The sequence below is a fragment of the Bacillus toyonensis BCT-7112 genome, assembly GCF_000496285.1.
In the GTDB taxonomy this organism is placed as follows: domain Bacteria; phylum Bacillota; class Bacilli; order Bacillales; family Bacillaceae_G; genus Bacillus_A; species Bacillus_A toyonensis.
In genome coordinates, this window is the sequence record NC_022781.1 from 16346 (window position 1) to 42522 (window position 26177).

The following is a 26177-nucleotide window of genomic DNA, read 5'->3' on the forward strand; positions in this document are numbered from 1 at the left end:
TTGTAAGGTTCATTGACTACCGGCTTCGAAAACTATAGTAACTATCACTGAATAAAATATATTAATTGATACATTGTTCATCATTTAAATTACATTACTTCAAACGGTGTATCTTTTGATACGAAAATAAGCAAGTTAATGTTCTCTCATATAAATGAGAATATTAACTTGTCTTTTAAATTGTAGTATAAATTATTTATGGTTTTATTTTATTGTTAGTTTTATAATATACAAATTTATCACCTGGCTTTATAATTCAAGCACGTACTATTAGACGAAAAAAATATTTTAAATTTAATTTACAGTATAAATAAAACATAAATTTTGTCCATGTTTTAAACAATATGTATTTTGGAGGAAGTTAATTTGATTTTTTCAAAACTCATTGATCGATACGCCTTGTATGATTTGCACAAAAAAAGAAGTGGAGAGTTTCAATATACTTCTCTTTCTAACACCGCACTAGATATAAAGGATATAGAATTTTTTTATAAAGTACAACCATCTAATATTCATTTTAACATTAAGCATGCAAAGCAAGAAAAGGAATACATGGTTGGACAGTTCAAATATAAAAGCTCGGTTCAATCTGGTGATTCACGCAACGATTCTGTAACTGGGGAATTATTTTTACATGAAAACGAAGATGCACCTCATGTCATCTTCGTTCACGGTTGGAGAATGGATTCTAACGAACGTGTAAAAAAAATATTTCACGACCATATGACTAACTTGAAGTGGAATATGTATTATTTTACTCTACCCTATCATTTTGAAAGAAAACCCAACCAATCCCTATTCAGTGGAGAGTACATGGTAAGTGCTAATATTGAACGAACTGTACAAGCCACTAGACAAGCGGTAGCTGATTTACGAACTTTGATTAAATGGATTAAAGCAAATAAAAATGGTCCCTTGATTTTAATAGGAATCAGTTTAGGTGGGGTTATTACAAACCTAACAGCTCTTGTTGAATCAGACATTGATGTATTGGCATCCATTTTCTACGCGAATCGACTTTCATATTCAATTTGGAAGACAAATCCAGGTAAATTCATTAGAAAAGATTTGGAACATCATGGTGTAACGTATAATGATTTAATAGATTATTGGAAAATCACTGAACCGAGTCAAGCATTACCAAAAGTGAAAAAAGAAAATATTTTATTAATTTCAGGCAAGCACGATCTATATGTGCACCGTGAGGATACGGACTACTTGTGGGCATCTTGGGAAAAACCTACTCGATATATTTATACATGTGGGCATGCTGGGATTGTTCTTAAACGTAAAAAAATTGCAACTGATACTATCAATTTTATTCAGAATCGATTGAACTCCCCACACTTTCCCAATGTCATGCTTTAAAACAAGAGATTACTAAGTACAGGATTTTATACTTATAATGTTTTATTTTATACTGAGCTCATTTTTAAATCTTTCTATTGTCACCTCCCTTAACCTTGCATGATTGGAAAATGATATAGAATTTAGGAAGAAACTATGAAATAAACTCGCCATATGGAAAAGCGCTACTTATTCACCAGATATTATTGTTGTTTAGCTTGTTTATGCAATATTACATATAAAATGCTTTATTTGTTCTGTTATAATTTTAAGAGTAAGTTATTCATCCATTCATTTACACCATCCATATCTACAATTATGGAAACCCTAATTACACATAAAAAAGAGAAGAACATTGGTGAGTTCTTCTCTTTTTTTATTTTTTTAAGATTACTATCCAAAGTAATTATTGCAATTACTTCAAGCTGGCTTTTGAATTATAAATTCTGATTTTCATACTTCTTCATGATTCTATATAAGGAAAAAAGAATTTACTCCTTTTCTAACCAAATAAAAGGAATTTTTTTAAACAGTTATTTTAATTTGTACTGTTCTCCTATATTAATGCCGGCCCATGAGTATTTTCCTAAATTATATATTAAGGAATACAAATGTATTAATCCTTTCCGAATATGAATTCGAACATGTATCCGTTGCAATATGCCATTAAAATAAAACGGATCACCTCTTGGTTCAATTAGAAAACTACTTGTAAATAACTACAACGACATGAAAACACTTTACTCCTAAATTAATCACTTGTATTACTGGTTGCATGAAACTCCTTCTTGAGAAAGGTTCTGATTTCCGAATATTCTGTTGACTGCTAAGACATATTCAATTTACAATTTAATTGTGATGTTTTTTCACAATTAAACTACTTAGAATACACTTCATTTATTCGAAAACAATTACAAATAGAGGTGCTAAAATGAAAACAAGAGTAAATCCAGAGTTATTACAAGGGTTAGAGATGTTTCCAGATCTCGATTTACGCCCGGAAAACTTGCAATCAATCAGAGAAGGAATAGCTCAAATGAGACCACCTACCGTTGTTGATGAATCCCTTTCGTTAACTGATGAAATCATTATTGGACCTGATGATAATCCGTTACCATTAAGAATTTATCGTCCAAAATCAAATAATGAATTTTTACCTGTCTTATTATGGATACATGGTGGTGGTTATATCTTAGGTTCTATAGATGATAACGATGATACTTGTATGAGATTTGCAAAAGAAGCTGGCTGTGTGGTCGTATCTGTAGACTACCGCTTAGCACCTGAACACCCTTACCCAGCACCAATTGAGGATTGTTATTCAGCTTTAAAATGGATCGCTGATAATGCAAAGTCATTAAACATTGATTCGAATCGAATTGGGGTTGCAGGAGTAAGTGCTGGCGGTGGACTAACAGCAGCATTATCATTATTAGCGCGAGATCGAAAATATCCTTCAATTTGTTTACAAATGCCACTATATCCAATGATTGATGACCGAAATAATACACCTTCAGCGAATGAAATTAAAGAGGGATTTGTTTGGAACCAAAAAGCAAATGAAGCTGGGTGGAAAATGTATTTAGGAGAAATGTATGGAACGGATAAAATCCCTGCCTATGCAGCGCCTTCCCGAGCGGAGGATTATAGTGACTTACCATATACTTACACATTTGTTGGCCAATTAGATCCATTCCGCAGTGAAACATTAACCTATGTAAGCAAACTAGCGCAAGCTGGTGTTGATGTCGAGTTTCATTTATATCCAAATGCCTATCACTGGTTTGAAGGGTTAAATCAAAATGCCGATGTATCTATTTACGCTGTAAACGAAATGGTACAAGCAGTAAAGACCGGTTTCAAAAGAGTCTCTAAGGTTGAGGCTTAATCCCTATACAAGAAAAACACTCGTAAATAGTATAATAGCCGATTCTCATTTAGAATCGGCTATTAATGTGTAAAATTCACCTAATATATCAAGGTTGAGAAACGGATATAAGATGTTTAGGCGATGTGTTTATTTCCTCTGCCAATGCTTTTATGTTCATCATGATTTGAATTATTTCTTCTTTTGTTGTCCTTGGGTTGATAGAGCAAAGTCGAATTACTACTTTTCCTTTTAATTTAGTCGTACTTAGCATAGCAAATCCTCTTTGATTAATTTCTTCCACCAGTTTTTTGTTTATTTCATGAATTGTATCTGTAGATGTTAGCTCACATGGAATATAACGAAAAGTAACAATTCCTAACTGTGCAGGTGTTACCACTTCCCAATCTTTTTCTTTCCTTAAAAACTCTTCAACTTGTTCAGCCAACATAATGCCATGAGCAATTGCCTCGCGAAAAGCTGAGACTCCAAATACTTTAAAAGAAAGCCATACCTTTAATGCCCTAAATCTACGAGAAAGTTCAATTCCACGCTCCCCAAAATTCACTTTTTCTTCTATATTAGTTTCTGTATCCTTAATATACTCTGGGATCATACGGAATGTTTCACTTAAATATTGGCTATTTCGAATGAGTACACAACCAACATCATAAGGCTGAAAAAGCCATTTGTGCGGGTCTAACGTCAAAGAATCGGCACGATGAATTCCACTTAACAACTCCCTTCCTTTTTCGCTAAGAATTGCTGCAGCCCCATAAGCCCCATCCGCATGCAGCCATACATCTTCATCACTACAGAGATCAGCCAATTCATTAAGAGCATCAACTGCTCCGCAATTCGTTGTCCCTGCATTAGCAATAACACAAAATGGTTTTTTTCCTTTTAATCGATCTTCTTTTATTTGCTTTCTTAAAGTACTAACTGAAATTTTTAAATCTTCATCTGTTTCAATTCGGCAAATTTGAGAATTTTTAAAACCTAATACTTTAAGTGCTCGATCTACAGAAAAATGAGTTTGGTTAGAAAAATACACAACCGCATTTTCTATGTCATTATTCAACTTGACCTGTCTCGCTACAGTAAGTGCAGTCAAATTAGCCATGGAACCGCCACTGACAAATAGCCCTTCAGCTGAATCAGGGAATCCTAGCATTGATTTTAACCAGTTGATTGTCGTTAATTCAATTTGTTCCGCACCTGCACCTACTATCCAAGCTGTAGGGAATACATTAAACCCACTTGCTAAAAAATCTGCTACTACACCAACATAATTATTCGGACCTGGCACAAAAGCCATAAAATGAGGATGGTCCACATGAGTAATTTGATTAAACACATTGTTATTAAGAAAATGAAGTAACTCTTTTGGGTTGGATCCGTTTTCTGGAATTGTTTCAATTAGATTGTCTCTAAAAATATTACTATCAATTGTTTCCGAAACTGGTTTACTTTTTAAATGATTCATATGATCAACAATCAAGTCCACAGCTTGATATCCTAACTGACGCATCTCTTCGGCTGATAACTGCAAGTTTTTTGTCATTTGGTTTACTCCTATTCTATTTAAAAAGGCGAGTTCTTGCTCGCCTTTTTATTTTTTATAATTTGTAATCACCGATTGCCTGTATTGGATTTTGAAGAATTGTGTTGATTAACTGATGGATGTGATTCAATATTTCCTGTATTTTTTCCGCTTCATATACGGTTTGATCATATCCAAACTTTATTGTAAGTTTCTCTTCAGGGAAGCACATAATTCCAAACTTTACATGCGGCTCATCAACAACTTCATAATCTGTGATGGCAAAATTTCTGTTTTCATTTGAAGAAAAGATAGCTGGGTTAGTCGGATAGTTTTCAAAAACCCAAAGATGGTCAGTCAACTGATTTTTTAATTCACTTTGTTTTTGTATGTCAACAAATGAATAGTATGCATACTCATTACATTTCAATGTTTCTAGTTGTACTTTTTGCAGGAAGTCCACAAAAGATTGCGTTTCTGTCCATGCTAGTCGGATAGGCAAAACATTTGTGAACAGACCGAACATATTTTCAATCCCTTCTACTTCGGGAGGTCTGACTGATACTAGATTAGGTAATACTACTTCTCTCACTCCGTTGTATTTGCCAAGCAATATTCCCCATACAGCCAGTAATGCTGAATTCATAGTTATATTGTTTTTAGTTACAAATGTCTGTAACTGATTAGTCAAATCCTTATCTAATGTTAAATCCTTAAATATGAAATTTAACCCTTCACTTTGAGTTGGTACTTTCTTTTTAGGAATGCTAATTTTCCGATTGTATCCTGATAAATAATCCCGCCAAAAATGACGTGCTTTTTCATGATCACGTGTTACAGTCCAATCTATGAATGTCTCAAAAGGTTTCACCATAGGTAACTCTGCCGTAGTTCCCGCATTTATTGTTTCATAGAGCTGGAATAATTCGTCTATCAAAATGCTGACGCTCCAACCATCACATAATAGATGATGGGAACTCCAAACCACCTTATGCTCGTTATTACCTAGTTGGAATATACAGAGACGGGTCATGAGTTCATCATTTTTGAATCCTTGACTTAAATTTTCATTCATCCACTGGTCTAGGAATTCTTGCTGTTCTTGTTTCGTCATCTCAATCAAGTTTTTTATCTCTGAAATCATTTGAACATCTTGTAGAACAGCTTGCCAAGGTTGTGCTTGTTCATCTTGCACAATTATGGTTCTTAGAGAATCATGACGAGCAACTAATTGTTGGAAACACTGAATAAAGAGATTAATATCCAGCTCCCCCTCAAGTGCCCAAATTGTTTGTTCGAAATATGCATTTGTATCAGGTTCAGTCGCAGCATGCTCATAAATAACTTCCTGGAAAGGTGCCAATGGGTAAATACGTTCTATTTTTATTTCGGGCATTTTTTCTTGTATTTTGATGAGTGTATGTTGATTAAGCTGTTTATCTTTAACATTTAGTGATGTAACTTTATTATCGTTCATTTTGTTTACATCACTTGTTTGCGAATTTGGAAGATATTCTAGCTTTTTAACAAATTGAACCATGTCTCCTAATATAGGAAATGAAAATAAATTTTTTGGTTCTAGCTCAAATCCTTGTCTATACAGTCTGACGGAAACTTGAATAGCTTTTATCGAATCTCCACCTAAGGCAAAGAAATGATCATTTACTCCAATCCGATCTACTTTGAGTACTTCTTGCCAAACACTAGTTAATATTTTTTCCATTTCAGTTTTTGGAGCAATAAATACTTCACTTTTTTGTTTCGCCGGAGTAGGGAGTGCTTTTCTATCTAATTTCCCGTTTGGAGTCAAGGGCAATTGTTCCAAATAAACAAAATAAGAAGGAATCATGTAATCTGGCAAGTGATCTCGCAAATGCTTTCGTAGTTCTGTTGTGCTAATATTTTGCTCAGTTACCACATATGCGACTAAAAATTTTATTCCATACTCATCTGTCTGATCAATCACTACTGCATGTTCGACTTGTCTGTAAGTGAGAAGACAATGGGCGATTTCTTCTAACTCTACTCGATATCCTTGAATTTTGACTTGATAATCTTGTCGGCCTAAAAATTCAATATATCCCTCAGGATGCATTTTTCCACAGTCTCCTGTCTTGTATATAAGACCAAAATCAGGATGTGATACAAATGCTTCATTTGTTTTCTGTTCATCATTTAAATATCCTTTAGCAAGGCCCACTCCCCCGATATATAAATCCCCAATTACACCAACAGGGCACATTTTCTTTTCATAGTTCAACACATAATACGTTTGGTTTGCCAAAGGCATCCCGTATGGAATACTATTCCAATGTGATGCTACCTGATTGACCGGATAATAAATTGACCAAATCGATGCTTCTGTTGCTCCTCCTAGTGAAATTACTTCTGCAATTGGAAAATGTCGTTTTATTTTTCTGGTAAAGAAAGTGGAATCCAATCTCCACTATGTAAAACTAAACGCAAGGAAGAATGTTCAAAATGAGAACCTACTTGCTCCAATGCCAAATCCATGATTGCAGGCACTGTATTCCAAATTGTAATTCCTCTACGTTCGACAGTACGGATTAATTCTTGCATGTCTCTTGGATCACGAATCATTACCAACATTGCACCTGTGCTCAAAGTTCCGAAAATATCGTATACAGATAGATCAAAACACATGGAAGAAATACCAATAGTACGATCATCTTCATTTACCTGATATTTTTGATTAATATCTTGAATTGTATTTGAAACCGCTTGATGAGTAATAATTACTCCTTTCGGTTTTCCAGTACTTCCTGAAGTGTAGATAATATAGGCAAGATCTTCCGGACCAGCAATGGCAGGCATATCTTCTGTTGTATATAATGACAAATGCCTTTCTTCATAAAGACTAGCTTCTAATAAAAGTTTGCATGTGCTATTTTCTAAAATATATGTTTGACGATCTAAAGGATGGTCAGGATCAATCGGTACATACGCGGCACCCGCTTTTAGAATACCTATCATATTAACAATTGTCTCAACTCGTCTTTGTGCTAAAAGACCAACTTTGTCACCTAGACCAATTCCTTGTTCTTTTAAAAAGTGCGCAACTTGATTGGAACGCTTATGGAGCTCCGAGTATGTTAACCAATCTTGTTCAAAAACCACTGCTACTTCATCCGGTGTGCGTTTTACTTGGTCTGTAAATAATTGATACAGAGTAGTTGAAGGTATTTTTTCTGTTGTCTCATTGTATTGCTCAGTTAAAGTTTGATCCGATTCTTTCATCTGCAAAGATGTTACGTCGCTTTGTTTCACCAATTGTTCCAATAAGTCAACAAATTGGGCGAACATTGCTTCTATCACATCAACATCAAACAATTCTTCAACATAGTTCCAGCTAATTAATAACTCTCCATTTTTTTCAATTACCACATTATCCAAATACACTTGTGGAGTCCGAGCATGAATATGGCGAAGTGAACCAAGCTGTTCCCAAGCAAAAGCACCCGCACCTGCTAGCATCGAGGTGAAAACAATTGGCATAACTGCTTTTGGCGTCATTTGATGATATCGAGTAAAATCTCGAATGAAATTAACTCCATCGTAATGGCGATGTTCAAGGCCATCTAATAAAGTAGATTGCGTTTCTTTTACTCTAGTAAAGAAAGATTGCTCTGGTTTTACATCAATATCCAACAAGATGAGTGAAGTGAAATCTCCCACAATTTTCTCTACTTCTTCATGAACAGGATAACGGTTAAATACAGTCAAATTAATTGCCAATCGATGTTGATTACTCCAATATGCCAACACATCACCATATATTGTACAAAGCAGAGCAGAAGGAGTTACTTCTTTCTCTTGTGCTAACTTTCGTAGCTTTGTCCATTTTTCATTGTCTAGGATTTTAGTAAGTGATTGGAATTTAGGAATAGCAATCTCTATCGGGTCCTTTTTTAACAGCAAGGAAGGCGCAAATGGAAAATCAGGAAGCTTACTTGTCCAATAATCTTTTGCTGTTTTATATTCTGTGCTTTGTTCCATTTCATTATAAATAAACATGTAATCTTGAAAATCAAAAGATAGAGGTCCTAATCTTTGCTCTGGTTTATAATAATAATGAAACAAATCCTGTCCAACAATGTTCATACTAGCTCCATCCATTAATAAAGCATCGTATCGAAAACATAATAAATACGTGTCTTCTTTTACAAGAAAGGCTTTTAATTCAAACAAAGGCCATTGCCCCAAAGGGAATACATGGTTAGTCATTCGAGAACGTTCTTCTCGCAAGCGAGCATTTTGTTTCCCATCATCTAAATCTATGAGGCTCACTATTTCAATCTCGTAATCAGGAACACTTTCTAATATTTGCTGTTTTCCCTCTGGTAAAATTACAGCTCGCAACATTGGATGACGATGAATTACCTTTTGAAGACTTTTTGAAAGACGATTGATATCCAATTCTGTTTCATATTCAAAATATGTTTGAGGTGAAATACCACTTAATTCAAACTGTGAATTCCTTCCTAACATATACGCTGTCTGAACTTCTGTTAAGGGAAATGGCTTAGACAAATTTTTAACATGAGTTGGTCTATTTTCAAACCTTTCCTCTTTATGCTCTACCTCTATACAAGAACTAAGTTGAGCAATCGTAGGGTGCTTAAAAAAATCTGTTGTACTTATTTTCAAACAGTCTTTTCTTAATAAATTTATTACCTGTAATGCTTTAATCGATTCTCCTTTTAGTGCGAAAAAATTATCATGAATACCAATTCCCTCAATCTCCATAACTTTTTCCCATGCATGCACCAATTTTTGTTCAATTTCATTGCGCGGGGCAACGTATGGAATTGATACATAATCAGTTTGTGTTATATCCAATAACCTTTTCCTATCTACTTTCCCATTTGGATTCAACGGAATCTCTTCCACCTGAATCATTTTTTCAGGAATCATGAACTCAGGTAATTTATCACTTAAATATTTTCTGATTTCACCAAAAGGGACCTTATTATCCGATACATAGTAAGCAGCTAATAATTTCCTATTTCCATATACTTGATCAACAACAATAGTTTGGTTTATTTCTGGATACTCCCTTAACTGACTTTCGATTTCTCTTAATTCAATCCGATACCCCCGAATTTTCACTTGATGATCCATTCGACCTAGATATTCAAGCTCCCCATTAGGCAACCAACGAACAAGATCACCCGTATGATACATCATTTCTCCTACCATAAATGGACTCTGTACAAACTTTTCATCTGTCAGTTTAGGTTTACCAAGATACCCTCGTGCTACCGCCACGCCAGCAATGCAGAGTTCACCCGGAATTCCAAATGGTTTTAATTGACCATACTTATTCAATATATAGGAATGATAATTCGGATTGGGATTTCCAATCGTAACTTCTTTGGCAGTGCTTAAATCCTTTACTGTTGCACAAATAGTTGTTTCTGTAGGACCATAAATATTTAAAATCGTTGCTTCACTAATACATCGAATCTTTTCAACCAAATCAATGGAAAATGCTTCTCCTGCTAACAAAATAGATTTTAAATCTTTTAGAAAATTTGCCCCTTCTGGATCACTCAAAATAACTTCCATTCGCGATGGCGTTGACTCCCATAGATCCACATTATGCTCTTTGACCAAATGAGCCAATTCTTTTGTTGCAAACTGGTCCTCTGTAGCAATAACTACTTTCGAACCTTGAGTTAAAGGAAGACATATTTCTAACAGGGAAATATCAAAAGATACACTAGCAAGAAACAAGAATGAATGATTATCTTTTACTTTTTCTCTCATTACACTTAAAAAATGGACAAGCGATTTCTGTTCCACCATTACTCCTTTTGGATTTCCTGTCGATCCTGATGTGTAAATAACATAAGCCAAATCATTAGGATGACTTTCTCGAACTAAATTACTTTCTTCACCTTGGAAGAAATGCCCCTCATCAAGATACAGCACTTCACCCGCAAATTGTGGCAATTCTACTTCTGTTCGCTTGCTCAGTAAACATTTTGCTTGACTATCTTGTAACATATATTCAATTCGTTCATTTGGATAATTAGGATCGATTGGTAAATATGCTGCTCCGGCTTTCAATATCCCCACCATACCAATGATCATTTCTAATGACCGATCCACCATAACCCCAATAATACTTTCTGTCGAAACATCTTTACTTTGAAGAATAGAAGCCAATTGATTTGCTTTCTTATTCAATTCTCTATATGTCAAAGATTGATCATTACAAACAACAGCAATTTGATCTGGGGTTTTTGATACTTGCTTCTCAAACAAATCTTGAAATGATTGAGACAATTCTATGTCCGCCTGACCTTGATTCAATTCTTTTAGCAACTCTTTCTCTTCTTCTGAAATGATACAAATATCTTTCACAGCCAAATTCGAATTTGTTGACACTTGCTTTAAAACATAAAGATATGAATTTGCAAACTGTTGCAAAGAAGAGAATGAATGAGACTTGAAAGAAATTTGAAATTCAAATTCATTATGTATTTCATTCCATTTTCTTCGTATCCATATGGCTAAATTATTCTCTGCGTATTCTTCTATCGAATTTTTATTATGTAATCCTTCCATCCCAATAACAATTTGAAAAGGAGTTAAATGGTGTTTCGCTAATAATTCAGAAAGTGGATAACTCTGATTGTCATACCCGAATAAAGTCGCTTGTTCAATCTGATTTACTACTTCTTTAAAGCTGTGATGAGGATGGATTTCACTTCCTAAAGGAATCAATTTATTAAGATTCTCGCTTTGTTCAAGATTTTTTTCAATTACAGGAATACCAATAGTAATTTTTTCTTGATCTGTATAGTGTGCCAAACAAATCCTTAACGTGGCCTGTAACCAACTAAATAATAATAAATCTTGAGACTTACTTACTTTTTGTATACTTTTACTAAACTCTACATTCATTATGACTTGAACGTGCTCGCAAGGATTTTCTTTATTTAGTTGGTAACCGCTATTAAATACAGAAAAATCGAGAACCTCGGAAGATAACTGCTCCTTCCAAAACGCCTCTACCCCTTTATTTTCATGAATCGAACTTCGATCTTTAATGTGCATTTTTATCTTTATCCCCCTAATATTCATTTCATCTATTCGTTAATTTTCAAGCCAACTTCAAGCCCATGGAGAAATACTTGATGGCTATCCAAACATAAAAATTTCTCAATCTCTTCAAATTTCATATGACCAACTGAACAAACGCCTAAATTCAAAGTCTCAGCCACCATATTTAAGGTAGCAGTGATAATACCAGACTCAATACAAGCAAATAAATATCCATCTGAACCGTATTTTGGGATGGAAGCGTTCGCATTATAAACCAAATAAACTGAAAAGGCAGACTGAGTAAATAAATCTTGGTTAATTAACTCATGATCACTTTTGATTACTTGATCAATATTATTTACAATCACAAGACAGTTTTTTGATGGGTTATAATAATAAAATCCAGCTTTCATACCTTCTATACGTTTTGGTTTTATATAAATAAAGATATCAATAGGGTAGAGCCCGCCTGCACTTGCGTAATGATAGTATATATTTTCTTTCCTAACCTGTTTTAGAGTTGATATGAATTGGGAAAATTCTAAAAAACTAATATGTTTTTTCATATCGAATTGGCGACAAGACCTACGCTCCTTGATTATAGTTGGTAGCTCATTTGTTGTTTCAAGTTGAATTTCGGCTGGTCGCGCAGAAACGTGCGTTCGATTCAATTGTTCACTCATATACATATCTAAATATTCTTTAGAAAAGCGAATCTGGTCGCTATATGGATTTGGAAAAATCTTTTCTTGTGTGGAAAATACTTCTCTTGGGTGTAATATGTTACTTACTAACACACGATTTTTTATCATAAGCTCTATTGTTTTTTGTGTCTCTTCTACATTTCCTAAAGAAAAGCGTTCTACTAGTTCACTAATTTTCACACCTTTTTGAGTCAAAAAATAAAACTCAGGAAACCACTCAGACAGAATACCTGTAAATCTCATTTCCCCTATCAAAACTTCATTATGCAACTTCTCCCAATGTTTAATAGGAGACCAATAATAAATTTTCTCGCTCATATAACCCTCCATAAACTTTTAACTTAATTTTCAAATACACTTTTCTAATCTACAAAAATAATTTTTAGATTCTTCCTCTTGTCTCGAAGTGATTATAAATACATGTACTTCAATAAAGCTTGAGAATAATAAAATAACTTTTTCTTCATTAAAATTTTTTATTTCATCATAAAAAATATTTTTTTATTAGACATTTCACATCCTTTCCCATAGTAATCCTATAAGGTATAAACCATTTAGAACATTGGGAATATTCGTGTATTTCCAATGTGAAATTATTGTAATGGATTGGAAAGCAGATGGATATAGTTATTAAACACAATAATATTGAGAAAGTTTTATTTGTTATAGCAATAAAATTTTCTAATGAGATTTATTACATATAGCTTAAGAAAAGAATTTAATATTTTTCTTTTGAAGTTAGTGTGAAAATGCAACTTACTTTTACATACAAGTTATTTACTAACATATCGTATTTAAAATAGAGAAAAGACACCTTAAATGGTGTCTTTTCTCTATTTTAATTCCATATACTTTTTCATGTTTGCTATTTTTTAAACGATTTGTAGGAATTAATACAAAGATATCTTCTCCTCCTACTGTTACAATAGAAATAATTTCTTGTCTATTTCCTTTATTAAATTGTAATATAATTACAGTATGTGAAATTATATTAATTTAATTTTAAAAGCGAAGTGAAAATAACCGTCACTTCGCTTTTTGCATGTACAATCCTTATTACATGTACTCAATTCAGTATATACTTCCACATGACTTGCTTTTATTTAATCGGTTTCGCTGTTTTTAAAACGAATGAACTTAATGCAGGAACTTTAATTTTATTATTATGGACAACATAAAGTGTTTTACTACCTGCCTGCTTACCATCTACTAGTACTTTCCAAGGACCTTTCGATGGCAAAGTTATGTCAACGGATTCTCTATTTGCATTGTGAGCCACCATAAAGTTTTCATTTTTATTCCCATTGCCCTTTCCATCTATTGAATAAGCTATAACATTTTTGGGAGCATCTATAAATGATATATGCTTTTTAATTTGCTCAGTAGATGTCATTCGAAAAGCTGGGTACTTTTTGCGTAAATCTATTAAGCCCTTCATATAATCTACTTCATTATTATATGCTGCACGGCGTAACCAATCCATCTGGTTAATTGAATCAGGAGATTTGTAACTGTTATGATCACCATATTTCGTGCGCATAAACTCTTGCCCTGCATGTAAAAATGGAATTCCTTGTGATGTTAATAAAATTGAAGAAGACAATTTGTGCATTTGTTTTCGCACTTCTGCACTGTCACCTGGATTAGTTAACTCAAGTTTATCCCATAATGTATGATTGTCATGAGCTTCCACATAAGTTAATACCTGTTCCGGATCTTGATAGGTAGACGAATTTGTATCATAGTCAATGCCTGCTGTAATGCCTTTTTTAATACGGTCTTCCATGTTTTGCTTTCCATTTACAAAACCATTTTCTTTCTCTTCAAATACACTACCTTTCAATCCATCACGTATATTATCGTTAAAATGAGCAATCCCTTTCATTTTCTCCGCGTTTTTTTGATTTGCTTTCAACTCAGCTGCAAGAGGTGTATTTAAATCCCAGCCTTCTCCATGCAGTATAATGGAAGGGTCAATTTGATCAACAGCTTTACGTATCTCATTCATTGTTTCATAATCATGAATGCCCATTAAATCAAAACGGAATCCATCTAAATTGTATTCTTTTGCCCAATATGTGACAGAATCAACCATAAACTTCCTCATCATTTTTCGTTCTGAAGCAGTATCATTTCCTACTCCAGTTCCATTTGCAAATGTTCCATCTTCATTGTATCGGTAATAATAACCTGGAACTAACTTATGAAAATTAGATTCAGCCGCATTATACATATGGTTATATACTACATCCATTACAACACGAAGATTATTATCATGTAGCACTTGAATCATTTGCTTTAATTCAGTTATTCGAACAGTCGGCTCATATGGATTTGTAGAATAGGAGCCCTCTGGGACGTTGAAGTTTTTCGGGTCATATCCCCAGTTGTATTGTGGTTCATTTAAAGTTTCTTCATTGACTGATGCATAATCAAATATCGGTAAAAACTGAACGTGCGTAACACCAAGATCTTTCATATGATCAAGTCCTGTTTTTACACCTTCAGGCCCTTTTGTTCCTTTTTCTGTTACCCCTAAATATTTTCCTTTCTGTTTAATGCCACTTTCAGGTTGGATGGAAAGATCGCGTACATGCAATTCATAAATAATAGCATCTTCCGGTTTTTTAAATTCCGGTTTTTTATTTGCTTTCCATTTTTTCGGATTTGTTTCGTTTAAATCAATGACTACACCTTTATCTCCATTTACAGAAGCAGCACGCACATATGGATCAACTGCTTCAGTCCATTTATCCCCAATTTTCACCTTATACGTATAAAAGAGACCTTTTTGGTTCCCTTTAATTTCTGCTTTCCAAGTTCCCTTTTCACCTTGTTGCATGTTTATTTCAGTACCTATTTTATCGTTCCATTTTTTATATGTAACTAACTTTGCTTCACTCGCAGTAGGAGCCCATACACGGAATTTTGTATGTTGCGGGGAATATATATTCCCTAGATCGTTACCACTATAATAAAATAATTTATCAAACTCTTCGCTACGAATGACTTTACCGATTTCAGTATTCGTATAAGCTAAGTTTTCTATTTTAACTTTGTATGTCTGTTTTAAATCAATTTTCTGTTCTGTAATTATTTTCACCTTATTAGTAATATCTCCACCATTTTTATCAAAAGGATTAATTTCCTTAATTTTAATGCCCTCAATTTCAATTTTCTGTTCCTTAATATTAAAAGGAACATTAGTCGTTACAGTGATTTCATTAAAACTATCAATAGTAGCTTTTTGAATTGTGAGATCTGAAGAAGGCTTAGAGTTATATACTTTTTCATCACCCGAAAGAATCCATACTTCAGCACGACCGTCCTTTATATTTTCAATCCAACGATCGCCACCATCTTTTTCCCACTCATTCGTACGAATAATAAATCCTACACGATTATAGTCACCATCTATTTTAATCTTTGCGTACTTTCCAAATTCATCTTCACCAGTAAATTCATATGATTTACCATTTGCATTTTCTCCCCACATCCAAAGATTCCAGTCTTTTGTGTTTCCAGACTGCTCTTTGTAATGAACGATAATTTCAGTTGTTTTTAAATTTGAAACTGCCTTCACATTCTGAAAAGAGAAAACAGATGATAACATAACGATTATAGTAAGTAATAAAACTGATTTGTTAATTAATCTTTTTGTTATTCGCACCACATACACCCTTTCTTTAAATAGTACGAGCGATTTATTATGCTCGTATAAATTACACTGCTTAAATTAAACTAGAAATCTCTTTTACTTCACCTCCATATTGGCTATTTTCACATATGTATTTCAATGACCTTTTAATACGAAAGCGTTTGCATTAAAACTTAAAAAAATAGATTTTTTATGCCTTTATATACTTATAAATACTAAAAGATCAGGGAAATCATTTTAAAGCAATCGTTTGTTATCGCTTTCATTCTATAGCACTTTCTATCAAGAGGTCAATATATTATTAATTTTCTGTTTTTATATACATTTAACCTTATATATTATTCGCAACGTATTGAAGATAGACAGCCTAATTATCGCTTAGTAAGTTTATTATCAATAATGCATTGCTGTGTAAAAAAACAGCTAATATCCTTAAAGTGACATTAGCTGTTTTTCATAATGTATTAATATAAGAATGAAAATGATACTTCTAACTTACTTAATTTTTGCTGCATCAAATGCCTTTTGAACTGCTTGAACTTCAGCTGTATTCGCTCCATATTTATTAGTTGCCACTCGAATACATGCAGACTTCAATTCTTTGAAATTAGAAGTCATGTTTAACTCATCTGTATTTGCATAATAGAAAATATCAAACATTTTATCTTCACCAATTCCTTTAACAGTTACTCCGTTATGAGTTCCGCCTTTTGCAATGAGATACGCAACTTTATTAATAATGCTTGAATTAAAATGAACGCCGCCTTGATCCCAGCCATTAAAATCGTTAAATTCACTGTAATCATCTGGATAAGGTACTCCAAGTGAAGATGGCACAGAAGCTGGGTTTTCCATATCACGGAAAACAGATCCGGTTTGTTCACCCATTGTCCAGTTAAATGTTCCGTTATTTACGTATTTCTCAATAGATGTTCCCATAATATCAGATAGTGCCTCATTGATTGCACCAGATTCACCGTAATATTCAAGATTAGATTCGCTAGAAGTAACAGCATGTGTAAATTCATGTCCAGCTACGTCATATGCTTTAACGATAGGATCGCCATATACAAGCATACTTCCATTATTAGCACTTAATGCATTCTGCCAATTTTTCGGATCGTTCGTATCTTCAGAATCCCAAGCATGTACAACTGAAACTACCTTTTGTCCCTTATTATCAAAACTATTACGCTTGTATTTATCTTTGTAAAAATCAAATACCTTTGTTGCTAAGTAATGAGCACTTACTGCTTTTGGATCGTTAAATGTTGTTGAAGTACTAGTTGCTAATGTACCAGGATAATAGCTTTCTTCTTTAGTAATATCTTTGTAATTCACATCATAAGTTTCAATTCCTTGCCCTCTTGTATAATCAGCAAGCGCATATTTGCCATTACTTTGTTTAGAAATACCAAATGAACGAGAAATACCTAAATCATCTTTTCCTGTTCCAGTTAATGATGTAAGACTGCTTTTTTTACTTTCCTTTAAGGCCCCAACTAGTTTTTCACTTGCTTTTAAGTTAGATTCTTGTACCATATTTTTTAACATATTGCCATTTTGCGCATTTACTAAATAAGTTCCAGAAACATAGTTTGGTGTTGCAGCTTCAAATGTAACTTGGTATGCATTGCTAGCTTGTCCATTATTTTCATCAACAAAAATAACTTCCTTAATTTCTGGCTCAGAAATAAACTTGATATCGTTCCCGTACTTCGTAAAAATATATTGTTTTGCTTCATCTTTTGATAGATTAATAGTTTTTTTCAATTCTTCTTGTTTTAAATTTTGCGCGCTATCACCTGAAACACTTTTAATAACCCCCTTATTATCTACGTGTGCGGTTAATTGATGGCCATATACTTCTTTTCCTTCATATGTTTGCTGGATACGTACGAGTGTAGTCCCATCATACGAATCACGTTTTTGAAGAACTTTATAATCTACTCCTGTTTCTCCATTGACTTGTTTTTGGGACAGAGCTTGTTCTGTTTTCTCCTTAAGTGCATCCTTTACTACATTTTCTGGTGCCTTTTGTGACGGTTGTGTAAGTTCACCCGAACGGAACGATTCCTCCTGAATTTGAACTTGTAGTTGATCTGTTTCCTCTGCATGACCTATTCCGTATGGTGCCACAGCTGTTAAAGCTAATCCTGTTGTTAATGCTACCTTAGTTAATGTCTTTGTGTTTTTCATTTTTTCACCTCGTATAATTTTTGAAATAGAAAGCTTGTACAAAGTATACTGTCTATTTATGTCGAAAAAAAGAGAAAATACAAAATTTATGTAATATTATGCAAAATTACATAAATTGTGGTCAATATTGTAAATAATTAACGGAACACATAAGTACATTAATTTGAATAAAAAAAGAATCCTTTTTGGCAGCGCTCATCCAATTGGTTAGTTATTAATTACCTATATTTATTCTAATAAAAGTACACTTACATCTAAATAACAACATAAAAACCCACTCTTTACTATTGTAAGAGTGGGTTTAATGCTATTAAAATAACAATTACTATAAGAAACCTTATAATTTATATTTTTTTAGTAATCCTACTAAGTTTTTTATAAAATTCACCTTTTGTCTTTGTATGATTAAACTGATTTGGATTAATATTAGCTTTTTGTGAGAGTGCTACAATCTCTTCTTTTGTAATTGAATCTTTAGTATTTATAGATGCTATATTTGTATATTTTCCATCTTCTGTTTTTGGAATTTCTAAAATCCCTTTATTTACAAGATCAACTACAGCTTTATGCTCTGAAGAATGTGTATCTACACCAGTAATTTTCCAATTACGCATAACTTTTGGCGTATATACACCGTTCTTTACCTCTTTTAAATACGTAATAGCAAGGTTACGAATGGTTCCACCTGTTTCTCCGAATGCATTCTCTTGTTTAGATGACCAAGTTTGTTCAAATTTACGTCCCTCTAAAGCTCCCCCTTTTGCCTGTAGAGCCTCCATTCTATACGCATTCATTCCTAGCGTCATAACATCGCTCATTTTAATCGGTTTATTTGTACGAATAGAGCGTAAATTTGTAATTCTACTACCATATGGCTTTGTTAAATCAATTTCGTATTTTACGCCTCCAAAGAAATCATTCGTACTGTATTTAGACGCGCGACGGTTTTTATCAAAACTAACTGTTACATCTCCGGCACGAGATGAGTTAAAATATCCTGCTGCCCATTCCATATAGTCTTTTAAATCTTTTCCAGTTATCTTGTAAACTGTAATTTCTCCCAAAGCATATTGATAATTATACGCAATATCTTTCTTCTTTATAGGCCCTATATCCAAACGGGCAGAATCATTATCAATTTGATGGGCTACTACATCCGCTTTACTGTAATGGAGCATAACTTCATGAAAGAAATCTGATAAAGGTGTCTCTTGAATCTGCACACTTGGAATACCCTTTATTTCATTTTCAGGAACAAGGTTTCTCCCTTTTAATTGAGCAACTACAACATTTGCATCTCCTCTTGCATACTCATGAAAAGGTGTTAATGTTTCTTCAAGTGCAGAATCAGATAATACTGTTGTTCCATCAGCATTTTTTACAGGTATAGCGGTAGCTGTTTTATCTTTTAAAACAAGCTTTCCATCTTGCTTTGTAAAAGTAAGGTCAATACGTGAAATATGCGTTCCATATTTATCTGGTTCTGTAATAATTACGCCATTTACAACTTCTTTTTTTACAAGTTTATGCATATGAGCCGCAAAAATAGCGCTTAGTTCCGGACAAGCATTCGCAATATCTTGAACACCAGTACCTGGGATTCCATTCTCATTTTCTAGTCCCATATGCATAACCCCTACCATTACATCTACTTTACCTTCTAATTCTTTAATTGCCTTTTTTGTCTCTTCTACTGGATTTTTCACTACTAAACCATCCAAATGATCTGTCCCTTTTTCAAAATCACTAATCATTGGTGTATTCATACCAATAATCCCGACTTTAATTCCACCTTTTTCAACAATCGTATATGCAGGAAGAAAACGCTCTCCATTTTCCTTATAAATATTTCCTGCTAACGTCTTTCCTTTATATTGCTCACTAACTTTTTTCAATGTATCTAATCCAAAGTTGAATTCATGATTTCCAAATGCCCAGGCGTCATATCCCATTGTATTCATCGCTACCATCATTGGCGATTGTGGCTTATCGTTGAATAATTCTACTGAGTTTCCTTGAATTGTATCCCCGGCATCTACTAATATGGTATTTGGATTTTCTTGACGTACCTTCTTTATAACCGTATAAAGCTGCGTCAAACTTCCACTCATATTTGCTCCATCAAGCGCATAATCCCAAGGCATAAATCTACCATGAATATCTGCAGTACCTAACAATGTAATGTTAACATCAGATTCCTCAGCCTTAGAAATAGCTGGTTTGACTGTTACTGCTGTTACAAGAAGCATAAGAATAATAAAATAGCATACATAGTTCTTCCATTTCATTTTTTGCATAATAACAATATTTCTCCCCTTTTTGTACTGGCATAAAGTTGCTTGAACTTTAAAAATGTAACTTATTATTCGGAAAAATTCAACTACAAAAGATAATTTTGGAGGTGGTTTTACTGTGAAAATATAGAGAATCAAATGCATATTTCCCCTAACAGAATAGTATGTTATCGTTTTCTAACAAAATACTTCTTCCTCCAACGTGTGAAGAGCGCTAAACCAACGGTAGATGTATATGTGCTTTCAAAATTTTGGACATATAACTCATTTTCGGATTTCATTACCAATTTACTTCCTTCTATATGAAAATACTGAGATCACTTCCAAAAATAATAACCCCGCTCTTCATTTAAGACGGGGTTCCACTTATACAGCAAATCGGATTCAGTTTTTTTTCGAATGTTCGTTTCCTCTTCAGGAGTAAGATCTGCTAGTTTCGTATTTTCTTCTGCTTATTAGTTGCGTTCAACTACATTCATCATAATTTTAATCAGGATTTGAATTTTATCACTCGAACCCTTGATACTATCCCAAATCGCCCAATAAAAAGATAATGATTTTTACTTTTCAACTTCACAAAGCAATTTTATCTCTTTAATTTGTTCTATATGACGCTGTTCATGCAAATAGATCAGTTCTATCCACTGATCTAGAAGTAATTCTCCAAGAGCTGGATGCATCACTGATTTTTTCGCTAATATAGATTCATCTTCTATTGTACGCAGGAAACGCATCAATTCTTTTCTAGCGTTGTTTAACAAATCAATCATTTGCTGTACTTCAAATGTTTCTATACTTGGTTCAATCATTTCTGGAGCTATAAATTTTATCGATCTATCTAATACAATAGCGTGAATTTCTTTACGCTCATTTTGGATACTATCCATCTTTTTTAATCCTGACGAAATAACTGTTATAACTCTCTCGTCTAATAAAACTAAGTGATGACAAACTTGTGCTATACTCCATTTATCCTGATCTGGTTTTCTATTAAATTGAGCATCACTTAACAAAGTAATTTCCTCAAATAATTGCTTTCTCGTTTCATCAAACTTGTCATTTACAAATGTATTCATGTGAATTCTCCTTTCATTAGAACCTACATACTTAGATTCCTACGTTAGAAATATTCTCTATAGAAAAAAGATTTTCCTTCACTACTATTTCAATCAAATCTTTTCTTGCTTTAATAGTTTCTCTAATTCACGACGAAATATATGCGTTTTCTCAAAATCCTTGAGGTTTTCATGTGCTACAGTTACACCATAATACTTTCCACTGAATCCTTTCGATACAACTACGTAAAACGTTCCTAATTATCAATCTAGCATTAAGTAAATGTAAAAAATCACCCTATTTATTCATTTTTCATGCGTATGTATGTACATTTGTTAATTTATTCGATATATTATGGGTATTGAATGATTACGAAAAGATAATAGGTCGCTCGTATAACACCTTATATTTTTATATCCGTGAAAACTGCAAAATGTATGAAATTCCATTTGTCAAATGAATTTAATGCGGAAGGAGGTTTGTGGTTACTTCATCGGGATATAATAATCAGTTTTGAACTGATAAAAATATAGGAGGCGACATAATGTTTCGTACGATTTCAAATTTCATGAGAGTAGCTGAGATAAGAAACAAAATTCTTTTTACACTAGCGATGCTAATTGTTTTTCGAATTGGCACATTTATTCCAGTTCCTCATACTAACGCAGAGGTATTAAAGGTACAAGATCAAGCCAACGTTTTAGGTATGCTAAACGTATTTGGTGGAGGAGCATTGCAACACTTCTCGATCTTCGCTGTAGGTATTACACCATATATTACAGCTTCCATCATAGTACAATTACTACAAATGGACGTTATACCTAAATTTTCGGAATGGGCAAAGCAAGGTGAAATGGGCCGTAAGAAGTCAGCTCAATTTACTCGATACTTTACAATCATTCTTGCATTCATACAATCCATTGGGATGTCTTATGGTTTTAATAATATAGCAGGTGGACAATTAATAACAGATCAAAGCTGGACTACATACTTATTTATTGCGACAGTTTTAACTGCAGGTACTGCATTTTTACTTTGGTTAGGTGAACAAATTACCGCTAATGGTGTTGGTAATGGGATTTCAATGATTATCTTCGCAGGACTTGTTGCGGCAATTCCGAATGTTGCTAATCAAATTTACTTGCAACAATTTCAAAATGCAGGCGATCAATTATTCATGCACATAATAAAAATGGTTTTAATTGGACTCGTAATTTTAGCGATTGTTGTTGGTGTCATTTACATTCAACAAGCTGTTCGTAAAATACCGATTCAATACGCAAAAGCTGTATCAGGAAACAATCAATATCAAGGAGCAAAAAACACTCATTTACCGCTTAAAGTAAATAGCGCTGGTGTAATTCCAGTAATCTTTGCTTCAGCCTTTTTAATGACGCCGCGTACAATTGCGCAGCTCTTCCCTGATTCAGGCGTATCCAAATGGTTAGTCGCAAATCTTGATTTTGCACATCCAATTGGAATGACGCTTTATGTCGGTCTTATCGTTGCTTTCACATACTTCTACGCATTTATTCAAGTAAATCCTGAACAAATGGCTGAGAATTTGAAAAAGCAAAACGGTTATGTTCCTGGTATTCGTCCTGGTAAAGCGACAGAACAATATGTAACCAAAATTTTATACCGTTTAACATTTATCGGTGCAATTTTCTTAGGTGCAATTTCAATATTACCACTCGTATTTACGAAAATTGCTACGTTACCACCTTCTGCTCAAATTGGTGGTACAAGCTTACTAATCATCGTCGGTGTAGCACTAGAAACGATGAAGACGTTAGAAAGTCAACTAGTGAAACGTCATTATAAAGGGTTTATTAAAAAAGTTAATTAATTATAAAAACACAGTTGGTTATTTTCCCGACTGTGTTTTTGCGTTTACTACCCCGGTAATATACAGGGCTGTTACATTATCCAACTACAGTTCCTTCTCTAATAACCGCCCTTGTTTGAAATACGTCCGGATTGTAGAACGATTTGCTAAAAATACTCCAATCAAAATGAGACACGCTCCAATACCCATCATCGGATTTAATGGTTCTCCTAAAACAATATATCCTACAATAATTGCTATTAACGGTGATACATATAACCACGTCGATGGGAATACAGGATTTGTTTTTGCTAAAAGCCAGTAATATAATCCGTGCCCACCAATTGATCCGATAAATATGAGATATAAAATAGGCCACTGTACGCTCCATGAGGTTAATACAGTTACATTCGGCTGCTCTATTATGAATGATACGATTAGTAGTAAAATCCCTCCATAAAACATTTGAATACCGTTAATAAGAAATGGTGATACACTTCGTAAATCCGAAAGTATTTCTTTTGAGCGAATAGAACCTATTCCGTAAAATAACTCCCCTACTACTAAAACAATACAAGCAATACTCCATATGAAACTTACTTCTTGATGCATTCCTGGTAAAGAAACAAAAATAACACCTATTAGCGCAATAATTAAAGCGAAAAATTGCTCCTTTTGCAATGTTTTCTTATTTCTTCTTGCTTGTAATAATAAAATCATCATAGGACCTGTTGCAGAAAGTACAGCAGCTAACCCAGAAGAAATATATTGTTCAGCCCAGTACAAAGATGCGAATGTCATGAACGTTAAACAAAAACCAGCATACATAATACGTTTTGAAAATACATGCGGCATAATTTCTTTTCGCTTTAACTTAAATATAAACATTAAGATTACTCCTGCTAAAAAGAAACGAATTCCTGCTGAAAATAATGGAGGCGCTCCTGCTTCAATTCCGATTTTTATCGTTAAAAATGTTGTGCCGAAAATAATACATACTAAAATATAATTGAAAATGACCATTTTTCTTCCTCCTTTTTACTCTTAACATGAGTATAGAGGGTTTCGTGTATAACAGTGTATCTATGCTTATAACAGTTACATCAAATTGTAGTTGATTCTCTTTATATTTTTCGCTTTAATTAAATAAAAAGGAAACAAGGTGAAGCCATGAAGATTGTAATACGGAAAGAATCCAACATACCGTATTATCAACAAATATATATGCAAATCGTTGAAAGAGTACAAAGTGGCATGCTTTCATATGGTGACTCCCTTCCCTCATTACGTTGTATGGCCGAAGATTTACAAATTAGCTTATTGACTGTTCGTAAGGCGTATAAGCAGCTAGAAACGAAAGGATATATACGCATCGAGCAAGGAAAAGGCGCTTATATATATAAACGTGTAAAGAAAGAGTTCAAAACAATTCCTTATAAATGGCAACAAACGAAAACTATTAATGTTATGCGTTCTCAATATGCAATGAATCAACACCGAAAATATTATGATTTTTCACAAGCGATTTTATATCCACGTCTATTACCAAATCCATTTCTAGCAGACGAAATGCACAAATTGCTGGATAAAAATCCGATGTTACTAGCAACTTATGGACCTATTCAAGGCGATTATGAACTTCGAGTTGAAATAGTTAATTATCTAAAAGAACATCAGAAATTAGTGACAGACCCCTCTCAATTATTAATTACAAGTGGTGCCCAGCAAGGAATTGATTTGATCGCTCAAACATTATTAAAACCTGGAGATATAGTATTAGTAGAAAGCCCTTGTTATGGCGCAGCACTTGATGTTTTTCTCAACAAAGGAGTGCAGATTATACCTATTAGTCTTGATAAAAACGGCATTCGCTCAGACTTAATAGATGACCTTTGTCAAAGAAAGAATCCTGTTTTGTTATATGTGAATCCTACTTTTCAAAACCCAACAGGTACAGTAATGAGTAAAGAACGGAGATTGGAACTTATAGAACTAGCGGAGTTATATGAGTTTTTTATAATTGAAGATGATTCTTTCGGAGAAATATATTTTGAGGATGCTATAGTTCCTCCTCCAATCAAAAGTTTTGATACGAATGGTCATGTAATATATTTAAAAGGTTTTAGTAAAACGTTAGCACCTGGACTACGTATCGCTGCACTTATAGCCGATGGGCCTATTTTTGAATGGTTATATGCTGTGAAGGGTTCGATGGATATCGGTAGCCCGTTATTAACGCAAAAAGCACTACTTCCTTTCTTACGTGCAGAACGTATGAAAAATCATTTAGAAAAATTACGCACCGCTTTACAAATTAGACGCGATTTAACAATCGCTATATTATCGCCACTAAAAGAAATACACTTTAAAATACCAAATGGCGGCTTTAATTTATGGATTACACTTCCTAATACAATTGATCCTTTTAACTTATTACAAAAAGCAAATGAAGCAGATGTCTCTTTTTTACCTGGAACAGCTTGTCTATTAAATAACGATACAAATAATAACCAATTAAGAATTAGCTATTCCATGTTAAATGAAAAAGATATGGCGATTGGATTAGAGAAATTACATGATACAATACGAAACTTTAATTTTTAAAAG

General features: G+C 33.6%; 11 protein-coding genes and 1 pseudogene. 4 read left to right on the top strand and 8 right to left on the bottom strand.

From position 1 onward, the window contains the following. Nucleotides 1–366: 366 nt before the first annotated feature. Both BTOYO_RS00095 and BTOYO_RS00100 read left to right on the top strand, forming a co-directional pair. Nucleotides 367–1368: an alpha/beta hydrolase gene (locus tag BTOYO_RS00095; RefSeq protein ID WP_000577691.1), complete on the top strand. Its 1002-nt coding sequence runs from the start codon at nucleotides 367–369 to the stop codon at nucleotides 1366–1368. 910 nt (nucleotides 1369–2278) lie between these two features. Beyond that, nucleotides 2279–3235 (top strand): alpha/beta hydrolase, encoded by a 957-nt coding sequence (locus BTOYO_RS00100; RefSeq protein WP_000857948.1) that lies wholly within the window; start codon nucleotides 2279–2281, stop codon nucleotides 3233–3235. 88 nt (nucleotides 3236–3323) lie between these two features. Here the strand turns inward: BTOYO_RS00100 and BTOYO_RS00105 are convergent, their stop codons facing one another. The 7 genes and pseudogenes from BTOYO_RS00105 to BTOYO_RS00135 form a co-directional block, all read right to left on the bottom strand. Beyond that, entirely contained in the window at nucleotides 3324–4778 is a 1455-nt protein-coding gene (locus BTOYO_RS00105; RefSeq protein WP_000164820.1) for a pyridoxal phosphate-dependent decarboxylase family protein, read from the bottom strand. A gap of 55 nt (nucleotides 4779–4833) precedes the next feature. Then, a pseudogene (locus BTOYO_RS00110) lies at nucleotides 4834–11843 on the bottom strand (amino acid adenylation domain-containing protein). A 32-nt stretch (nucleotides 11844–11875) separates the two neighbouring features. Then, complete coding sequence (locus BTOYO_RS00115; protein ID WP_023440954.1) at nucleotides 11876–12853, bottom strand: SagB/ThcOx family dehydrogenase; 978 nt, start codon at nucleotides 12851–12853, stop codon at nucleotides 11876–11878. A gap of 781 nt (nucleotides 12854–13634) precedes the next feature. Then, nucleotides 13635–16205 (bottom strand): type I pullulanase, encoded by a 2571-nt coding sequence (pulA, locus tag BTOYO_RS00120; protein ID WP_001223295.1) that lies wholly within the window; start codon nucleotides 16203–16205, stop codon nucleotides 13635–13637. Between the two features lie 483 nt (nucleotides 16206–16688). Continuing rightward, nucleotides 16689–18392 carry a M4 family metallopeptidase gene (locus BTOYO_RS00125; RefSeq protein WP_000799180.1) on the bottom strand — a complete coding sequence of 568 codons (1704 nt, stop codon included), beginning with the start codon at nucleotides 18390–18392 and terminating at the stop codon, nucleotides 16689–16691. A 344-nt stretch (nucleotides 18393–18736) separates the two neighbouring features. After that, on the bottom strand, nucleotides 18737–20689 hold the full coding sequence (locus tag BTOYO_RS00130) for a bifunctional metallophosphatase/5'-nucleotidase (RefSeq protein WP_002038889.1): 1953 nt from the start codon (nucleotides 20687–20689) through the stop codon (nucleotides 18737–18739). Between the two features lie 557 nt (nucleotides 20690–21246). Then, nucleotides 21247–21762 (bottom strand): DinB family protein, encoded by a 516-nt coding sequence (locus BTOYO_RS00135; RefSeq protein ID WP_001091625.1) that lies wholly within the window; start codon nucleotides 21760–21762, stop codon nucleotides 21247–21249. A 524-nt stretch (nucleotides 21763–22286) separates the two neighbouring features. Between BTOYO_RS00135 and secY the strand changes: the two genes are divergently transcribed. Then, a complete protein-coding gene (secY, locus tag BTOYO_RS00140) occupies nucleotides 22287–23591 on the top strand; it encodes a preprotein translocase subunit SecY (RefSeq protein ID WP_000490109.1) in 1305 nt (434 codons plus the stop codon). An 84-nt stretch (nucleotides 23592–23675) separates the two neighbouring features. On the opposite strand, the gene BTOYO_RS00145 is transcribed toward secY, so the two are convergent. Further along, a complete protein-coding gene (locus BTOYO_RS00145; protein WP_000234346.1) occupies nucleotides 23676–24593 on the bottom strand; it encodes a DMT family transporter in 918 nt (305 codons plus the stop codon). 147 nt (nucleotides 24594–24740) lie between these two features. Between BTOYO_RS00145 and pdxR the strand changes: the two genes are divergently transcribed. Then, nucleotides 24741–26174, top strand: a complete 1434-nt coding sequence (pdxR, locus tag BTOYO_RS00150; protein WP_000706565.1) for a MocR-like pyridoxine biosynthesis transcription factor PdxR — start codon at nucleotides 24741–24743, stop codon at nucleotides 26172–26174. Nucleotides 26175–26177 lie beyond the last annotated feature (3 nt).

Coding starts and splice junctions, on each gene's coding strand:
- secY (WP_000490109.1), top strand. CDS start 22,287: ATGTTTCGTACGATTTCAAATTTCATGAGAGTAGCTGAGATAAGAAAC.
- BTOYO_RS00105 (WP_000164820.1), bottom strand. CDS start 4,778: ATGACAAAAAACTTGCAGTTATCAGCCGAAGAGATGCGTCAGTTAGGA.
- BTOYO_RS00145 (WP_000234346.1), bottom strand. CDS start 24,593: ATGGTCATTTTCAATTATATTTTAGTATGTATTATTTTCGGCACAACA.
- BTOYO_RS00100 (WP_000857948.1), top strand. CDS start 2,279: ATGAAAACAAGAGTAAATCCAGAGTTATTACAAGGGTTAGAGATGTTT.
- BTOYO_RS00115 (WP_023440954.1), bottom strand. CDS start 12,853: ATGAGCGAGAAAATTTATTATTGGTCTCCTATTAAACATTGGGAGAAG.
- pdxR (WP_000706565.1), top strand. CDS start 24,741: ATGAAGATTGTAATACGGAAAGAATCCAACATACCGTATTATCAACAA.
- BTOYO_RS00130 (WP_002038889.1), bottom strand. CDS start 20,689: ATGCAAAAAATGAAATGGAAGAACTATGTATGCTATTTTATTATTCTT.
- BTOYO_RS00125 (WP_000799180.1), bottom strand. CDS start 18,392: ATGAAAAACACAAAGACATTAACTAAGGTAGCATTAACAACAGGATTA.
- BTOYO_RS00135 (WP_001091625.1), bottom strand. CDS start 21,762: ATGAATACATTTGTAAATGACAAGTTTGATGAAACGAGAAAGCAATTA.